18 protein-coding genes and 1 tRNA gene are annotated in these 17,216 nt (G+C 40.6%); 7 read left to right on the top strand and 12 right to left on the bottom strand.

Features of this window, described 5'->3' with window-relative positions:
• Window position 1 precedes the first annotated feature (1 nt).
• From CWC17_RS04330 to CWC17_RS04320, 3 genes are all read right to left on the bottom strand, one after another.
• Window positions 2-3,220 (bottom strand): hybrid sensor histidine kinase/response regulator, encoded by a 3,219-nt coding sequence (locus CWC17_RS04330; RefSeq protein WP_138612169.1) that lies wholly within the window; start codon window positions 3,218-3,220, stop codon window positions 2-4.
• Window positions 3,220-4,482 carry an ABC transporter substrate-binding protein gene (locus CWC17_RS04325; protein WP_138612168.1) on the bottom strand — a complete coding sequence of 421 codons (1,263 nt, stop codon included), beginning with the start codon at window positions 4,480-4,482 and terminating at the stop codon, window positions 3,220-3,222. Before CWC17_RS04325 ends, CWC17_RS04330 begins: the two co-directional genes overlap by 1 nt.
• Window positions 4,483-4,635: 153 nt before the next feature.
• Window positions 4,636-4,711, bottom strand: a tRNA-Ala gene (locus CWC17_RS04320).
• A 164-nt stretch (window positions 4,712-4,875) separates the two neighbouring features.
• On the opposite strand from CWC17_RS04320, the gene CWC17_RS04315 reads away from it, so the two are divergent.
• The gene (locus tag CWC17_RS04315; RefSeq protein WP_138540435.1) at window positions 4,876-5,277 is read left to right on the top strand and encodes a putative periplasmic lipoprotein; all 402 of its coding nucleotides are present in this window, start codon (window positions 4,876-4,878) and stop codon (window positions 5,275-5,277) included.
• Window position 5,278: 1 nt separating this feature from the next.
• Window positions 5,279-5,779, top strand: coding sequence for a prolyl-tRNA synthetase associated domain-containing protein (locus CWC17_RS04310; RefSeq protein ID WP_138540434.1), 501 nt, complete (start codon window positions 5,279-5,281; stop codon window positions 5,777-5,779).
• On the opposite strand, the gene CWC17_RS04305 is transcribed toward CWC17_RS04310, so the two are convergent.
• Window positions 5,746-6,891, bottom strand: a complete 1,146-nt coding sequence (locus CWC17_RS04305) for an MFS transporter (RefSeq protein ID WP_138540433.1) — start codon at window positions 6,889-6,891, stop codon at window positions 5,746-5,748. The two genes, CWC17_RS04310 and CWC17_RS04305, sit on opposite strands and share 34 nt — an antisense overlap.
• Before the next feature lie 199 nt (window positions 6,892-7,090).
• On the opposite strand from CWC17_RS04305, the gene CWC17_RS04300 reads away from it, so the two are divergent.
• The 4 genes from CWC17_RS04300 to CWC17_RS04285 all read left to right on the top strand — a co-directional run bounded on the left by CWC17_RS04300 (window position 7,091) and on the right by CWC17_RS04285 (window position 10,249).
• Complete coding sequence (locus CWC17_RS04300; protein ID WP_004587650.1) at window positions 7,091-7,630, top strand: DUF2058 domain-containing protein; 540 nt, start codon at window positions 7,091-7,093, stop codon at window positions 7,628-7,630.
• 160 nt (window positions 7,631-7,790) lie between these two features.
• Window positions 7,791-8,114 (top strand): c-type cytochrome, encoded by a 324-nt coding sequence (locus tag CWC17_RS04295; RefSeq protein ID WP_004587649.1) that lies wholly within the window; start codon window positions 7,791-7,793, stop codon window positions 8,112-8,114.
• 166 nt (window positions 8,115-8,280) lie between these two features.
• Entirely contained in the window at window positions 8,281-9,048 is a 768-nt protein-coding gene (locus tag CWC17_RS04290; protein ID WP_138540431.1) for a class II aldolase/adducin family protein, read from the top strand.
• Between the two features lie 25 nt (window positions 9,049-9,073).
• On the top strand, window positions 9,074-10,249 hold the full coding sequence (locus tag CWC17_RS04285) for a mandelate racemase/muconate lactonizing enzyme family protein (RefSeq protein WP_055014675.1): 1,176 nt from the start codon (window positions 9,074-9,076) through the stop codon (window positions 10,247-10,249).
• A 130-nt stretch (window positions 10,250-10,379) separates the two neighbouring features.
• On the opposite strand, the gene CWC17_RS04280 is transcribed toward CWC17_RS04285, so the two are convergent.
• From CWC17_RS04280 to CWC17_RS04245, 8 genes are all read right to left on the bottom strand, one after another.
• Entirely contained in the window at window positions 10,380-10,751 is a 372-nt protein-coding gene (locus CWC17_RS04280) for a hypothetical protein (RefSeq protein WP_138612167.1), read from the bottom strand.
• Window positions 10,752-10,803: 52 nt separating this feature from the next.
• On the bottom strand, window positions 10,804-11,643 hold the full coding sequence (locus CWC17_RS04275) for an amidohydrolase family protein (RefSeq protein ID WP_138612166.1): 840 nt from the start codon (window positions 11,641-11,643) through the stop codon (window positions 10,804-10,806).
• Between the two features lie 10 nt (window positions 11,644-11,653).
• Window positions 11,654-12,382: an SDR family NAD(P)-dependent oxidoreductase gene (locus tag CWC17_RS04270; protein WP_138612165.1), complete on the bottom strand. Its 729-nt coding sequence runs from the start codon at window positions 12,380-12,382 to the stop codon at window positions 11,654-11,656.
• A 26-nt stretch (window positions 12,383-12,408) separates the two neighbouring features.
• A complete protein-coding gene (locus tag CWC17_RS04265) occupies window positions 12,409-12,897 on the bottom strand; it encodes an FKBP-type peptidyl-prolyl cis-trans isomerase (RefSeq protein WP_024031457.1) in 489 nt (162 codons plus the stop codon).
• 67 nt (window positions 12,898-12,964) lie between these two features.
• Window positions 12,965-14,443 carry a LysM peptidoglycan-binding domain-containing protein gene (locus CWC17_RS04260; protein WP_138612183.1) on the bottom strand — a complete coding sequence of 493 codons (1,479 nt, stop codon included), beginning with the start codon at window positions 14,441-14,443 and terminating at the stop codon, window positions 12,965-12,967.
• Between the two features lie 36 nt (window positions 14,444-14,479).
• Entirely contained in the window at window positions 14,480-15,502 is a 1,023-nt protein-coding gene (locus CWC17_RS04255; protein ID WP_138612164.1) for an MBL fold metallo-hydrolase, read from the bottom strand.
• A 62-nt stretch (window positions 15,503-15,564) separates the two neighbouring features.
• Window positions 15,565-15,867 (bottom strand): cell division protein ZapA, encoded by a 303-nt coding sequence (locus CWC17_RS04250; protein WP_055014680.1) that lies wholly within the window; start codon window positions 15,865-15,867, stop codon window positions 15,565-15,567.
• Complete coding sequence (locus tag CWC17_RS04245; RefSeq protein ID WP_024031454.1) at window positions 15,867-16,097, bottom strand: cell division protein ZapB; 231 nt, start codon at window positions 16,095-16,097, stop codon at window positions 15,867-15,869. Before CWC17_RS04245 ends, CWC17_RS04250 begins: the two co-directional genes overlap by 1 nt.
• Window positions 16,098-16,335: 238 nt before the next feature.
• Here CWC17_RS04245 and CWC17_RS04240 point away from each other — a divergent pair, with 238 nt between their 5' ends.
• Complete coding sequence (locus CWC17_RS04240) at window positions 16,336-17,175, top strand: 23S rRNA (adenine(2030)-N(6))-methyltransferase RlmJ (RefSeq protein WP_138612163.1); 840 nt, start codon at window positions 16,336-16,338, stop codon at window positions 17,173-17,175.
• The last annotated feature ends 41 nt before the right edge of the window (window positions 17,176-17,216 follow it).

Here is a 17,216-nt window from a genome sequence, read left to right as displayed (position 1 = left end):
TCTAGTTTTTATAGTTATTTCTGTATTTATCAATCAGTTTAATTACTAAAGCGTAGTTAAAGTTATCAATTGCCTCTTTTAGCTTAAATAATGGATGAGAATGCTCGAATTTTTGAAGCTCAACTGCTCTAATTAATTTACTAGGAATAGGACGAGCAGATAACGCTAAAGAATATACCTCATCAATTAATGTATCTGGGCTTTGCTCTAAATTAATTGCGTCGGACTGCTGGTTATACGTATTGGTTACTTGCAACTGTTTAATGGCATAAAGTGCTAAGGTCAGTTGTTCATTAAAAGCGCTAAAATCAGGGTGAGTGTTATTTATCAGCTCTAATTCAATTTTTTTGGCGCTTTGCTCAAGTCGCTCTAAACCTAGTGTACCAGCGAGGCCTTTTAAATTATGCATTTCTCTAACTAATGCTTCATGCTCATTATTTTTTAAATGCTTTAAGGTTGTTTCCATAAAGTGGCTATAGTCACTATCAAATTTAGAAAAGATTGAATTGATGAGTTCATTATTATCTTCGAGGTTATCCTTTGCTACAGCGAGATTTAATGTACTCAGCGTTTGGGCCTTTTTTAAATGCTTTTCTACGGTATTGCAAAGCAGGCCAAATAACAGCGGCTTCACTAAAAAGTCGTCCATGCCTGCTCTTATAGCGGCTTTTTTATCATTAGGTAATACAGCTGCCGTAACTGCAACGATTGGAAGCGTATAGCCTCTTTGGCGTAGTATACGTGTGGCTTCTAAGCCATCCATAACAGGCATTTGAATGTCCATAAATATAATATCAATTGCACTTTCTTCTACTTTTATTAGGGCCTCTTCACCGTTATTTGCAGAGATAACGGTCATATTCATTTTAGTTAACAGTGCTTCAAGAATCTCTTGGTTTACAGGGTTATCATCTACAGTAAGTGCAGTATAACCAGTATATTGTGGGTAAGACTCCCCTTCTTTAAGCTGTGTCGTTTCGGGCAATAATAAACGCAGTAACTGTGACTCAGTATCGGTATTGCCTATTGTTAAAATATCAATATGGTCGCTATCGGGGATTGATTGTGGGTGTTCTTGATCGCTAATAAGTAGAATAAGCAGTAACTTATGTTTATTTTTTTGTTTTTGTAAGTACAGTTGCTGCAAAATAAAATTATCTTTTAGCTCTTTATGCGGCAACGACATAATAACAATATTAAAAGGGTTACTGGGTTGAGACATTTTTGCAATTGCACGCAACGGCTCTTGGGTAATTTCTGCCGTAATATCGGCGTTGCTTAACAACGCGGTGAGTGATTTTATTTGCTCATTATCGGGGCTAATAAGTAGCGCATGTTTTTTAAGTGCTTCTTTATTTGTCATTTTAAATGGGAGTGTAAAGTAAAACTCACTGCCTAGCTGTGGTGTACTGCGTACTTGTATTTCGCCTCCTAGCAACTTAGTAAGCTGCTTACAAATGGTTAAGCCTAGCCCTGTTCCCCCATATTTGCGTGTTGTACTCGAGTCGCCTTGGTAGAACGAGTCAAAAATGGATGCTGTTTGCTCTGGGGTCATGCCTATGCCAGTGTCTTTAATACCAAAGCGCAATTGAATTTGCTGTTCATTTTGTGTGGTGGCTTCAATCGTTACTGTTACTTCACCGCGCTCTGTAAATTTAATTGCATTACCTACACAGTTATTAATAATTTGACTTAAATGCAGCGGATCACCCATCAGCTCTAGCCCTGCATCAACATGCAATACAAAATTAAGGCGCAACCCTTTTTGTTTAGCGTTCACCGAGAATAAATTTTTTACATTAGACACCACGGTATGCAAAGTGAAAGGGATTGATTCAAGTTTGACTTTGTCAGACTCAAGTTTAGAAAAATCGAGCACGTTATTAAGAATTTGTAGTAGGTTTTGGGCACTTGAAAAGGCTTTATCGGCGTAGTGTTTTTGCTTGGGTGGCAGGGCGCTGCTTTGTAAAAGCTGTAGCATGCCTAAAATACCATTCATGGGCGTACGTAGCTCATGGCTCATATTAGCAACAAAGTCGCCTTTCGCTTGGTTGGCATTTTTTGCTTGAGTGATGGCCAGTGTAAGCTCTTTATTCATAGATTCCATTTTTGAATTAAGCGCTTGCGTTTCTGCTAGTAGCTCTTTTGTTTGCTTATTTTTTAAATACAGCGCATTGGCCGCGGTAATAACAGAGTTAATTTCATTTTGATGGTGTGTATTACTATTAAGTGTAACTTGTTTTTCATTACTCATATCTTTTAGCAGCTTGGTTAACTGTGCGATAGGCTTAATGACGGAGTTAAAAATAAAAAAGGTGATTATCGTAATTATGACAGAGATTAAAGCCGCAAATAGGTTTCCCATCTCTGTACTTTTGATTACGTGCTCTCTTAGCTTCTGCTCTGTTTGGGTGAGCTTTTGTTTCTCAATAGCTCTGATTTTTTCGGCTAGGTAAAGGAGCTCGTTTTCTATTCCAGTTAAAACTACATTTATAGAAAACGTATAACTGCGCGTTAATATAACTAATTGGCTATATGCTTGCTCAAGCTCGTCAGTATTATTAAATTGGATAGTATTAGCGGTTTCAATGCGCGCAAGCAGGGTGTTTAAGTGTGCTAGGTTATCTTGCACATTTTGTGCTTCATCATAATTTGGCTTGTGTAAATAGTTGTTTGCTGCCTGTTCTATATTGCTAATAGTTAAAAGGATATTCACTATTATTGTCTGTTTGTTACCAAACGTGCTTTTCTCCAGCTTATTAAGTTGCGCCTTTAGCGTGTCAATAGGCTGCTTGAACTGCGAAAGGTACAACTGCTCTCGCTTAGTTCTGTTAGCGACCACCCGGTTAAACGTATCTTGGTAATTATTTAAGTACTCGTTAAGGCGCTTTATATTGTTTTGATAGTTTTCATCATATTCTTCTATATGTTTACTAAGCCTGCCTAAATCCATTTTTGCAGCATTATAGTGCATATTAAACTTATCAATAGTATTGCTATTAGCATGATCTAAATAAGCTATGGCTTGACTTTGCAAAGAAATCACATCGTTTTCTAAGCGGGTGACAGCTTCACTTTGTAATAATGCTTTGTGCTGCGCGTTTTGTAGCTCAAAAAGCGACTTTTGCGAATAATTGAATAAGTAACTTTGCAAAATTAATAAGGTAATTAAAACGCATAAGGCAATTATTATTTTAGATTTTATTGAGCGGGTTATCATTATCTGCTTATTAACTCATACCATTTTTGTAAGCTGTAATCGTAAGTAGGCATAACGCTATTCCAAACAGCTACATTGCTTAAACGTTTTAAATAGCTACCGCCATTTCGCTGCTCACCGGCCTTTACTGCGACCTGTTTCTGGGTGTTTAGCAAGTTAACCGAAGTGGGCTTTCCTAAGTACCAGTAATCCCATTCGCTTGGTGAAAGCATTGCTTTTGAGCGCTGCGGGTTACTAATGTAATATCCTTGGCGAGCAATAAATGCGCCCGCCCACCCCGAAAGCCACCAGTTCATGTAATCGTATGCGGCATCTTTTTGGTTATTATTAACCTGTGATGATAAACACATGACCCCATGCCAGCCTCGGTAGCCCTCTTTTGGAGCGGCAAATCGTACGTTAATATTTTGACTATTTAGTGAGGCAACAGCAGGAGAAAACATACTTTCAATATGCACGCGTTGGCTTTTCATAAATTCAATAGACTCTGGCACCGAGTTCCAATAACCCGCAAAATGCCCCTGTCGTTTATAGTCAATTAAAATACTAAATAAACGGTCAAGCTCAGAGCGAGTAATCGCACCAATATCTTTAAATGTTATCAATCCTTTGCTTTGTGCTGCCAAAGCCAGGTCAAACAAGCCTATTGTGGGTGCATTTACAATGCCGACTTTGCCTCGGTGCGCATCATCCAGCAGCCAGCCCCAGCTTTCAGTTTCATAACCAATACCAGGCTTAATCATGGCAGTGTTATAGCCAAAAGAGTCAACATTATGTACATAAGGTAAAAAGCTAATATGATCGCTTTCGTTTGCGCTTAGTGTGCCATCCTCTTGTACATTGAGTAGTTTATAAGGGGCGTCGCCTGCGCCCAATTTGGCCTCGGGAGTGAGTTTACCCGTTTTAGTCAGAGAATTTATTTCATTAAAGTAGGTTAGTCGTTTTTTTTCTATGGCTTGAATCGTCCCTGCTCGCCAAAGTACATTAATACTGTTTGACCACTGTTCGTATAAATCAAAGGAGCTAGGGTCCATGGAGGCTTTTTGTAATACGGCAGCGCTACCTGCAGGGGAAAACTCTATATTTATACCCAAATCAAGCATTGCTTGTTTACGAATCGCCTCTTGCAGCGTGACATGCGTTCCTAACACTCTTAAGGTTATTTTTTTTCTGGCAAACACATAAGGTACATGGGTAACCACGCCCGCAGTTAAACCAATGACAGCAAGCTTTTTTAACGTGGTGCGTTTAGGTATATCCATTGTTTAAGCCAAAAGTATGAACGCTACAGATGAGATAATTTATAGACAACAAAGACTAAACAAACAAGGAATGAGCAAATATAAAAATGAGAGTGCAAAAGATAGAAGAATAATAAGATGATAAAAATAGGAAATAATAGAATGGTAGGAAAGTGGTGGAGCTAAGCAGGATCGAACTGCTGACCTCCTGCGTGCAAGGCAGGCGCTCTCCCAGCTGAGCTATAGCCCCACATTCCTAAATTACATAGTTGTAATTACTTGGTTGCTGAGTTCCAAGCGGGGTGAACTTTAAATATTTTTATAAAATTGGTCAAGTATTTTTTAGCAATATTTAACTGTTATCGTTTATTTTTGATAGACTCGAGAAAAATACCTCGCGAAACGACAAAAACAATGAAAAAAAGTATCTGTATACTTGCTTTGCTGCTTGCTGGCTGTGCAAGTAATGAAGCGCCTCCTTATGAAATAAATAACAAACAGTTTTATGAAAACGTGGATGAGCAGGGTAATAGAGTATTTGCTTATGTTGTTTCGGTTAAGGCCAAGCACCGTAGTAACATAAACTTAAATAACGGCGGGCGAGGCGAAAAAAGACCGAGCCGCTCTGATGTAAAACGTTACATAGAACAAGAACACTTCGAAGACTCTAGTGTATTAAAACTTAAGCTGGAGGATGAAGCTGTCAGGTTTTTAAATGAAACCCTAAGTGAAAATAACTACTGTGAAAATAAACACGAAATTACACAAGTATTGTGGCGAGATTTAAGTGTGCAGCTAAGAGGGCGTTGTTTGTAGTATGTTGGCCGATAAAGCAAAGCTTGCGCAGCTGTTAGCGCAATTAGGTATAAATTACGATGTGATAGAACACCCTGCGTTACATACCAGTTTAGATGCTGATGCATTTATGGTAGAACGCCCAGGTACGCGACTTAAAAATTTGTTTTTGCGTGATAATGAAGGAAAAAATCACTTTTTAGTGATCACCGCACACGACAAACAACTCGATTTAAAAACCTTATCTAGGCAACAAGGGCTTTCTCGGTTGGGGTTTGCTTCAAGTGAGCGCCTAGCGCGGTATTTAAAAGTACAACCAGGCTGTGTGTCTATGCTTGCCCTGGCAAACGACAAACAAAGCAAGGTCACTTTGTGGCTTGATCAAGATATTTGGTTTAATGAGCTGTTTCATTGTCACCCGTTTGAAAACACCCAAACTTGGCTGCTTACAAAAAATGATTTAAACACATTTTTTGAGCATACAGGGCATCAGCCTCGGGTAATGTTTTTACCTTCTCGATAGCCTAACGTGACTAAGACTAAACCAATAAAACACACACTCAGTAAGCAAAGCATAAATGCAGTTTGCCCTGAGTGCTGATAAACAATACCTGGTAATAACGAACCCAGCGCTCCGCCGCTGTAATAAAACGATACATACCCGCCATTTGTTACACTTGCAGGTGCCTTGCTAATCTTATTAACAAGCGGGGCTGCACTTGAGTGAATAACAAACATAGCAGCACAAAATATCGTAAACGCGATTAAAAACACACTCAGTTGCTGGCTTATAAGTAACACTATGCTTAAGTTATACACGATAAAAAACGCAGCCAGTAAATGCCAAGGCGAGGGCGCTTTTTTAGCAAGCCAAGGTGTGGCAATAGAGGCTAAAGCACCAATTAAGTAGCCGCTGTACACTAAACCTATATCGCGGGTATTTGTAATTAAAAAGGTGTGTTGCAAAATAAACGGAAGGTAATTTAATAAGGCCGCAAAACAAAAAAACATACAAAAAACGGCACCATACAATTTTAATACTGCTGCATCTTTTAGCTGTTTAATATACGTTAGCGGCGTATGTGCTGGCTTAACAGGTATCACAAAGCCCGTAGGCTTTATATTTATAGCTAGGCCAATAAGTACAAACGAAATAACATAATAAAAACTTTGCCAATGCCACACATCACTAAATAACGCAGCCAATACTCGGCCAAAGTAACCTCCAGCTATGGTACTGCCTATGTATAAGGTCATATTTTTTTGTAAGGCATTTGCGCTGTAACGTATACCAATAAAGCTTGTCATCGCGGTAAGTGCGGCAGGTAAAGTTAAGCCTTGTATAAAACGCACCAGAAGTAATAGCTCAAAACTTGGCGCAGCTGTAAACAGTATGCAGCTCCCCCCTAAAATAAACATAGCAATACGTAAAATAACAAGTGGGTTTTGCTTGGCTAAAAAAAGCCCATAAATAAAAGGAGCTATTGCTAAAGGCAGCATGGTTACGCTCATTAAGCTGCCGGCAAGCGCTGGGGGCACGCTAAATTCGTTAGCAAATAAGTTTAATAAAGGCTGAGGTGCGTACAGCACAAAAAATATAAACACCGAGCAAATAAGTAAGTGAGCAAAGCGCATTGTTAGGCTTAAAATATAAGCTGATAAGTTAGCCAAAGTATATGAAAAATGGCTTATATTTCATAGGTTAAATCATCAACAATTGCGCTAAATCAAAGTGTATATTCAGCCCTTTGCTAGATTAATGCTAATAGCACTGTTATTTGTAGTCGTTGGTGATTAAAATAAACCTAATATAAGTTTTTAGTGGAACAAAGCCATGGGTTCATTACAAGACCAATTGCTGCAAGCAGGGTTAACAACATCGCACAAAGCTAAAGTTGCTAAGTCAGAAAAACGTAAGCAACAAAAAAAGCAAAAAAAGGGGGCTACTAGTAACCCAAGTGATCTGCAAAAGCACATACAGCAAACTAAATTAGAGCAGCAAAAAAAGGCTGAAGAACTTAACCAGTCGCGCCAAGAAGAGCTTAAGCAACGTGAGCAAGTTGCTCGTGTTAAGCAAATACTTGAGCACCATAACCAAGACTCTATCCGCGGTGAGCGTACCTTTAATTTTACTTACGATAACAAAGTAAAAGGGATAGACGTAAACGAGAAAACCCAAAAAGCGTTATCGGGAGGTCGTTTAGCTATTTGTGTACTGGAAGGGCAGTTTTACGTACTCGATGATGAGCCGGCGCGTAAAGTCGCAGAAGTTGATGAAAAGTACATTGTTTTTCATGTTGAACCTGAAAACAAACCAAAAGACGAAGACGACCCCTATGCAGACTTTGAAGTACCAGATGATTTAGTATGGTAAGTGTCTGTTCAGTATTGTTTGCTACAGTTAACAACAATGGCTGAAAACGTAGTCATGTTTGTTTGATCGCCTAACGTAAATTGATACGTATGCTTTTTACTAGATTGTTTACTACAATCAATAGACTATTTTCTAACCGTCAAAAAGAAGAGTGAATATAATGAGCAAGATGAAAGCACTAATAGTAGGCGCGGGTATTAGTTTAGCCGCAAGTTTTTCGTTTAACGCCGCCGCTGCTGATGGCGAAGCCCTTTACACCCAAAAAATGTGTCAAACATGTCATGGCGCAGAAGGTAAAGCACCTATTATGGGCGCATACCCTAAAATTAATGGTCAAAACAAAGACTATTTAGTGGCCCAAATGAAAGATATTAAATCGGGCGCACGTAGTAACGGTATGACCGCGGCAATGAAAGCAATGGTTGCAACAGTAACGGACGAAGAGTTTGAAGCAATTGCAGACTACCTTTCAAAGGTAAAATAAAGCACCGCGTTTAAAAACGTATTATCGTTTTAAATTAAAGCGCAGCGTAAACAGCCACACATTTGTGTGGCTGTTTTGTTTGTGTTTGCTATAAAATTAATACTGCTTTAGACTTCTAAACATCTATTCGTGCTTGTGTTGATGTACGTATTTTAAAAGGCTGATTATGATTGATTTACCCCAACAAAATTTAAAAAATAAAGTATCGGAGCAAGAGTGGCAATTGCGCGTAGATTTAGCAGCGTGCTACCGATTAGTAGAGCATTTTCGTTGGGGGGATTTAATATACACACATCTATCGGCCCGTTTACCAGGGACTGATCATTACCTTGTAAATGCGTTTGGCTTAACGTTTGACGAAGTAACCGCATCAAACCTAGTAAAGGTTGATTTGCACGGCAATATTATTGATGACACTCCGTTTAGTATTAACCCTGCGGGGTTTACTATTCATAGCGCCATTCACGAAGTGCGTGAAGATGCTCACTGTGTTATTCACTTACATACCAAAGAAACCATTGCCGTTGCGACACAAAAAAATGGCCTATTACCACTAAGCCAATATTCTATGTTTTCGCTCCCTTCGCTGTCGTACCATGGCTACGAGGGGCTAGCTGTAAATGATGACGAGCGCAAAGTATTACAAGATGATTTAGGCAGTACCAATCATATGCTATTGGTAAATCATGGTGGCTTAACCGTAGGGCCAACCGTAGGCGATGCCTTTATGCGTTTTTATGACTTGCAACGTGCCTGCGAAATTCAGCTTGCATTACAAGCCAGTTCACAAGAGGTTATTCCGGTGCCACAGCCAATTATCGACAATATTTATAACCAAGCTAATGTGGTACATAGCGGCAGTACAGGCGGGCAATTAGCGTGGCCTGCCATGTTACGAAAAGCGTACCGACTTGATCCCAGTTTTGCACAATAGCCTGTGCGGCTAATAAGGAATTTTAATGAAAGTAAATCGCGTAGAAGTATTTGATATTCATTGCCCAGAGCGTCCAGCTTGGACGCCGGTTTTTGTACGTATTCATACCGATGAAGGTATTAGTGGTGTAGGTGAAGCTGGTTTAGCTTACGATTTAGGCCACAGCGCAGCGGCAGCAATGATAAAAGAAATGGCTGATGCTTTTTTAATTGGGCACGACCCATTTCAAACCGAAAAGTTATGGTCGCGTATGTTACGCGAAAGCTTTTGGGGTTTAGGTGGCGGCCCTGTTGTGTATGCAGCGATGAGCGCCATTGATACAGCACTTTGGGATATAAAAGGTAAAGCACTTGGCTTACCTGTGTATCAACTACTGGGCGGTAAAGTAAACGATAAACTACGTACTTACGCATCGCAGCTACAGTTTGACTGGGACAGCGAGTTTAAAGCGCTAGTACAACCACAAGAATACGCAGAAGCAGCGTTAAAAGCGGTTGGCGAAGGCTATGATGCAGTTAAAGTTGACCCTATCCAATACGATAAAGACGGGAATACATATTACGACCGCACTAAAATTATTTCTCGTGGTGAAATGAAGTTATACCGTGCGCGTATGCAAGCTATACGTGAAGCGGTGGGTGATGAAGTGGATATTATTTTTGAATGCCACAGCTTGCCTGGCGCAACTTCTGCTATTCAAATTGGCGAAATAGCCGAAGAGTTTGATTGTATGTACTACGAGGAACCCGTTAACTACTTAAATCATTCTTTACATGCAAAAGTAGCCGATAAAGTGGCCGTGCCCATTGCTGGTGGCGAGCGTTTATACAACCGCTGGGGTGTGCGCCCTTATTTAGAAGATCAAAGCATTGATGTACTACAGCCTGATATCGGTTTATGTGGTGGTTTTACTGAAACTAAAAAGGTATGTGACTACGCCGATATTTTTGATGTGCGTATTCAGGCGCACGTGTGTGGTGGTCCTGTTGCGACTGCCGCATCATTGCATTTAGAAACCGCTATTCCAAACTTTTTGATTCATGAGCATCATACTTATGCCATTAAAAAGTGGAACCGTGAGCTGTGCTTACAAGATCCACAACCTAAAAATGGCTTTTTTGAAGTATCAGAAGAGCCAGGCTTAGGCATTGAATTAAACGATGAGATTGTTATGCGCTCGCAGCGTGTAGAAATTAAATAATTAAAGCGTTATTTAAATACTATTGTTTAAAAATAAAAGCCGGTAAGTGATAGCTCACTTACCGGCTTTTTTATAGCTGTGTGACCGCACCTAATACCTATGAGCAATAACGCTTGAATATTTTAAGGGATTAATTAGAAGGGTTAATTGAACACGTAACGCTGTTTATTTCAGCGGTGGCTTTACTATCAAGGTGGCGTATATAGCAGCGGTTATTGTTTATCATTAGCTCAAATTGATCGGGAAAGTTGCGCTGCTGATTAGCCGTTATATCGCTACGGTTTGTGTTTTTAAGAGTAAAGGTACTGGAGTGCATAAATACATCGTCAGCAAGTTTTATGTTTTTTATATGCATTAGGCGCTCTATAACACGCGAAACTGCTTGGCTATTTGGCGCGGTAAGTAAGGCATGATGCAGTTTAGGAGTAGGCTGCGTGTTAGACGCGCAACCACTTAAAATAGTTAAGATGCCAAGGGCTGATAATCGCGAATGTAGTGTCATAGTCATTGCCGCATTTAAGTAAGTGGTTAAATTTAATATAGATCAACACGCCCTACATATTATAAAAATACTTAGCATTTGCGTAGCTGAGGTTATGCCATATTTTATTTGTTTTGCATAAGGCTTGATGGCTATGCCAAACATCATTATAGCTTGCGTTAATTTGGCAAACCGGAAAGTTACTCGCAAACATAATACGCTGCTCGCCAAAGTACGAGAACAGAGTGTCAAAACAGTGTTGCTGCTGTTGTAAATTTAACGCTAAAAGCTCAAAACCCGAAAACTTAATCGCTATATTAGTGTAAGCGCTCAGCATGCGAATGCTTTGTTGCCAGTTATTAATATTATTAGGTAAGCCGCCATGGTTTATTATTATTTTTAGTTGAGGCAGCGCCTTAGCGTAACGAGCAAGCTGAGCGGCTACTACAGTATTTTCAAGCTCAAACTGCGCTTCATAATGCAGCCCTTGCTGGCAAAGGGTTTGCAAATTATCAAAGCAAGCGGGGTTTAATAATCGCTGTGCGTCTGCGCCTTCGGTTATATCCCGTATGCCGATTAAATGCGGGTGTGCAAGGTCGTAAATTGCTTTTTCAAATTGCACAGGTGCGCAATCTAACTGTGCGTAACTAATGGCTTTAAAGGGGAGCTTTTTTAAATGCGCCGTTAGCCAATTGAGTTCGTTAATGGGGGCGTTGTTATCAAAACCTGCCTCTATATGTATTATGCCAGCAAGGGTAAAATCACTGCTCTCTATTAGCTTTTTTTCGCTAATAGGCTGCTTTATTAGCTCTAAATTTGGCCATGCTGGTGGGTTTTCGCCTTGCAGCCAGGTATAGTGCCCCTCGGCAAGGTTAAAAAAATGCACGTGGGGGTCAATAATTTTTTGGCTCATCGGCATGTGCTCATTGTGTAGTATAGCCGCCATCTATACTTTGCAGGCTGCCTGTTATAAAGCTTGCATCATCACTTGCTAAAAAGCTAACTAGCGCGGCAACTTCATCAGCTTGGCCTAAGCGGTTTAAGGGTTGAAGGCTTGCCTCTTCTGCCACTATATCTGCCTTATTAGCACCGCTTTTTTTACAATAAGCATCTATGGCGTTATGAAATAGAGGGGTTTCTATTGTCCCTGGGCATACCGCATTTGCGCGGATATTAAATTGCGCGTAATCAAGCGCTGTGGTTTTTGCCATAGAAGCAAGAGCATGCTTTGTCAGGTTGTAGGCAAACGAGTTAGGTTTACCAATTATTGCCTGATCTGAGGCTATTAAAATAATGGCGCCATTGTTTTGCGCTTTCATGCTTGGTAGTACACTTTGTACAGCCGCATAGGCCCCTTTCACGTTCAATGCAAATAACGCATCGAAAGTGTCCTCATCGGTATCCTCTATGCTAGCACTGAGGTGTTTACCGGCGTTAGAAACAAGTACATCTATGCGCGGACTTTGATTACAAATGGCCGTAATACATGCTTTTACAGCACTAACATTACTCACATCGCATTGATGAAAAGTACCCAGCTCGCTGTACTCAATATCTAAATTGTGCACCGTGTAGCCATTTTCAATAAAGCGTTTTACAACTGCTAAACCAATGCCTTTTGTACCGCCTGTAACAATAGCAACCTTAGACATACTTGCTCCTAATTTAAGGGATGGGATTAGTGAGAGTGACCGCAGCCGCCTTCTGCGTGAACATGGCCATGCGAAATTTCTTCACTGGTTGCTTCACGAACCGATACCACTTCTAAATCAAACGTTAGCGTTTTGCCTGCAAATGGGTGGTTTAAATCGCAATCTGCATTAAAGCGGCCTACTTTAACTAATGTTACTTGGTGCTGCCCTTGGTTTGAGTGCACCATCGCAGTCATACCTGGTTTCCACACTTTTACATCGCCTTGTAGGTGCTTAAGTGGAATACGCTGAATTAAGTCGTCAACGCGCTCACCGTATGACTCGCTAGGTTCAAGTGTTACGCTAAACTTATCGCCAGCAGCTTTGCCTTCAAGGGCTTTTTCTAAGCCAGGAAGCATGCCTTCGCTGCCATGAATATAGCTAAGAGGCGCGTGGTTTACACTGCTTTCTAGTTGCTCGCCCGCTTCGCTTAATGTGTAATGAAATTCAACTGCTGAATTTTTGCTAATTTGCATGCTTGTCTCTTTAAGTTTTTGACTAAGTTAAACGTCGATTTTACGCGAAATACCGAGCTTTATAAACTCAGCGTGGTTGAATAAGTGATTTTTGTAGATCTTGCAGTAAATCTTGTTTTTGCTGCGGCTGCTTGGGTTGTTCTGCCTGGGGAATAAATAGCGTTAATTGCGTGCCAGGCTTTAAAATGCTTGAGGCACTTAAGTTGTTCCATTTAGCTAAATCGCTGTGCGGCACTTCGTAAAGCTGGCTAATGCTCCACAAGCTATCGCCTTGTTTTACTTCATAGTCTATTTCTATGGTTGGGATCACGACTTCTTGTGGCTCCAAATAAGGACTAATTTGATAATCAATTGTGAGCGATTTTGGGAGCGTTTTAGGCTGTCCAACTAACAGTTTTTCACCTATCCCTATCATATTATTTTGTTTGCCATTGAGCTGCTTTAACGCGTTTACCGACATGCTAAAGCGCCTTGCAATACTGTATAGCGTATCATTTTTTTTAACGATGTATTCGCCTGCAAAGTTAGACTTAAAAAACTGACTTTTTAACAGTGCCTCTTGGCCAATAGGTAAAAGCAATGAATGAGGACCATTAGGTGAACTCTGATTTTTTAAATAACCTTGGTTAAGCGCGTGCAACTGTTTTGCGCCAACCTCAGAGAGCTTAGCAATGACCGTAAAATCAAACTGTTGGCCCACGTTCATTAAGGTTGTTATTGGTTTATTAGCAAGCTTAGGGCGCTTAAAGCCTTTTTGCGGGTTCTTTACTAAGTAGCTCAGCGCTAACAGTTTCGGCACGTAGTCGGCCGTTTCTTTTGGCAGCTTTAGAGAAAAATAATCGGTACTTTTACCGCGTTTTTTATTTCGTTCAATGGCCCGTTTAACTCGGCCTTCACCACTGTTATATGCCGCTAGCGCGTGAAGCCAGTCGCCATCAAAGCGCTTGTGTAAATAGCTAAGGTATTCAAGTGCGGCATCGGTGGAGGCAAGTACATCTTGTCGTCCGTCATACCACTGATCAGATTTAACCCCAAAATGATGTGCGGTGGCGGCCACCAACTGCCAAACGCCTACCGCTTGCTGCGACGAAGCAATGGTGGGTCTAAAATCACTTTCTACAAAGGGCAATAAAGCCAGTTCCATAGGCAGGCGTTTTTGCTCAATTTTTTTTACTATATGGTACAAATAAGGCGCGGCGCGTTTATTTACAGTGGGTAAATAGTTAGGTTGTTTTAAATACCAATTAATGCGCTTTTTTAAGGCGCGATTTTGATACACCGTAAAATGTAGGTTGTTGGCAATATGCACCCATAGATTTTTAGCTTTAGCGGGGCGTTTTTTTACAACGTTTTTTTTTGCTTTTACCGGCGGGGCAGGCTTTGCTTGTTGTAATTGTTTTGGCTCTGCTGGCTCAAGGTCAATTTGGTTTTCGTAGTTTGGCTCAAAGTGAGTGAAAATCTGTGGTGCTTCAACAGGCTCTGCATTTTCTGTGGTGCTGCAACCAAACATTAAAATACACGCAAAAATTAAACACAATCCGCGAATTATCATCTCTTTTAAAAGTACCTTTATTTGTTAACACTATTCCGTGTGCTGAGTTAATTGAGCGCGCTTGAGCCCTGCTTGTAAAAATAATTGGCTCGATTTTGTATTTAACGCTTCTTGTTTGTACGGCGCTAATACATCCACAGGGAAACTGTTGATTAGCTCATCAAGTGATTGTTTTTTATTGTTTTTAACATGGGTAGTTAAATTTGTTAAAAACAATAGAGGTTGCTTAAGTTGCGTTTTTTTAAGCACCTCGCCGTGGCCGGGAAGTATTGTACGCAAATTAGGCTGATTAATATAGCGTTTGAGTAGGGCTTGCCAATTTTGTAATTGACCGTGACCAGGGTAGGGTAGCCAATCCACAATATCGCCGCCTATTAGCAGCGCGCCATTATTGGTACTGAGCGTTAAATCGCCGTTTGTATGGGCTTTTTCGGGCTTTATTTGTACGGCAAAGTTCCCTAAATCAATACTTTGTGGCTCACTAATTATAGTTGTAGGTGATTCTAAGTTATAGGTTTTCCAACGTAAAAAACGCTGTTTAGCTAAAGAGAGCTTTTCGCGCCACTGTGTTTGCTGTTGTTCGGGCAATGTGGCTAAGCGCTGATAGCTCAGCTCTATACTTTTTTCATAGCCTGCTAACTTATCATCGTACGCCTGCTGGTATGTGGCAAAGTTATCGGCTACTTGCTTATGCACTATTAGCTGTGCTTTTGGAAAGGCGTTTTGTAATACGGCCATGCCTAGCAAGTGGTCGTCATGAAAGTGGGTCGCTACTAAATAACATAACGGGGTTTTAAGGCGTTTTTTTAACTGTTTTGCCAGTGCTTCAACGGCTGCAAAGTTCCCGCTTGCATCAACCATTAGTGCGCATTGTTCGCCCTCTATGAGCACTTGGTTTGAATCGTAAAAGCGTAGCTTATTTTGTTGTTTTAAAAATTGCACATTGTCGTTAATTTGCTGCCAAGTCACCGCTGCCTGAGTAGATTGAGAAAATAGGCTAAGGGTAATAAAAAAAGCGGGGATTACGGTTACTAAAAGGGGTTTTAACGTCATTGTGTGTCTCTGCGCAGCATTTATTTATTATCATAATAAACAAAAAGCGCACGGGGCGCTTTTTATTTTTTTGTTGGGTCACTCGCCAAGCATTGGCTGAGTTTATCAATGAGTTGATCTTGCTGTTGTTGCTCTACACTGGCGTGCGTTTTAGCTTCTAGCAACTCATGACTAAGTGTAAGTGCTGCTAAAAGTATCGCTTGTTGTTCGTTGCGAACTGATGAGCGTTGCTTTGTTTGCTCAACCAAGTCATTTAAATTTTTTGCTGCTGCTATTAATGCATCTTCTTGCCCAACAGGGCATGCAAACTGCTGCTCTTTACCTAGCAACTCAACTGTGACCCGCTGGTTTTGCAGCTCAGACATTAGCTTGCCTGTTGCGCGCTTTGTAGTTTATCAAGTAAGCCTGTTAACGTAGAGCTAGCATCTTTTTGCTTTTCTTCGTTTTCAAGGGCTTCTAGTTGTAAAATTTCGTTTTCATCACTTAGCTTTGCATTTTGCTCTTTTAAGCTAGCAACATCCGTTTGTAATTGGTTGTTGCGCTCGATAAGCGAGTCAATCAGTTGTTCGAGTTGTTGAAGAGTTGTGTTGTTCATAAAGGCGCTCATATAACTGTAATTAATGTCATGCAAATGTAAAGCAAAGTGTGTTGTTTTGCCAGCATTTACGGTGGTTTTAGCACAATTTTATTGTTTATTAAGTGATAATTCAGGGTAGGGGCTTTTTTGTTCATAAATGGTTCACTTAACTGCGCGCTAAGCGGTGAATAGGTTGCCAAAATACGGAGCTTGTGGTTCACTGCCGATATTAAATTGCGTATAGCGAAAATCATCCATGCTTAGTTACAGACACTCTTTTCACGCAGGTAACCCTGCCGATGTGCTTAAACATTTAGTACTTGCACAGGTACTTCAATATCAAACCATTAAAGATAAACCCCTCGATTACATTGATACCCACTCTGGTGCGGGTTTTTTTGAGTTAAGTTCATCAGATGCGCAAAAAACACAAGAATACAAAGAGGGCATTGCTAAGCTTTGGCAGCATAGCAGTGAGCACGAGGCGCTAAACGATTATATTTCATTAATTAAATCGTTTAATGATGGGGGGGAGTTGGCGTTTTACCCCGGTTCGCCAAAAATTGCTGAGCACTACCTGCGCCGTCAAGACAAAGGCTGGTTTTTTGAATTACATCCGCGCGATTTGCAGTTACTTGAGCAAAACATGCAAGGTAAGCGTTCTATTCGCGTACGTGGCGAAAACGGTTTTGTCGGATTAATAGGGTTACTTCCGCCTGCTTCGCGCCGAGCATGTGTACTTATTGACCCGCCTTACGAGATTAAAGACGATTACGATACAGTTGTTACCACGCTGATAAAGGCGCAGCAGCGTTTTGCTACAGGTACTTATATGATTTGGTACCCTGTTGTTGATAGAGAGCGTATCAATAATATGGAGCAAGGTCTGATTGAGTCGGGCATGCGTAATATTCAATTATTTGAACTAGGTACTGAGGCTGACACTGACGTACACGGTATGACTGCCTCAGGCATGATAGTGATTAACCCGCCCTGGAAATTAAAGCAAACAATGGATAACGTGCTACCTGAGCTTGTTAAGCTTTTAAGTAAACCTAGCGGTTTTTACCGAAGCGAGCAGTTAGCAGATGAATAGTGTGTGAGAGTAATTAGATACGCCCACTAAAAAGCCCAGTT

The sequence above is a fragment of the Pseudoalteromonas sp. S3785 genome (assembly GCF_005887365.1).
GTDB lineage: Bacteria > Pseudomonadota > Gammaproteobacteria > Enterobacterales > Alteromonadaceae > Pseudoalteromonas.
The sequence above is the reverse complement of the archived record's forward strand: the minus strand, read 5'-3'. Positions and strand labels throughout refer to the sequence as shown.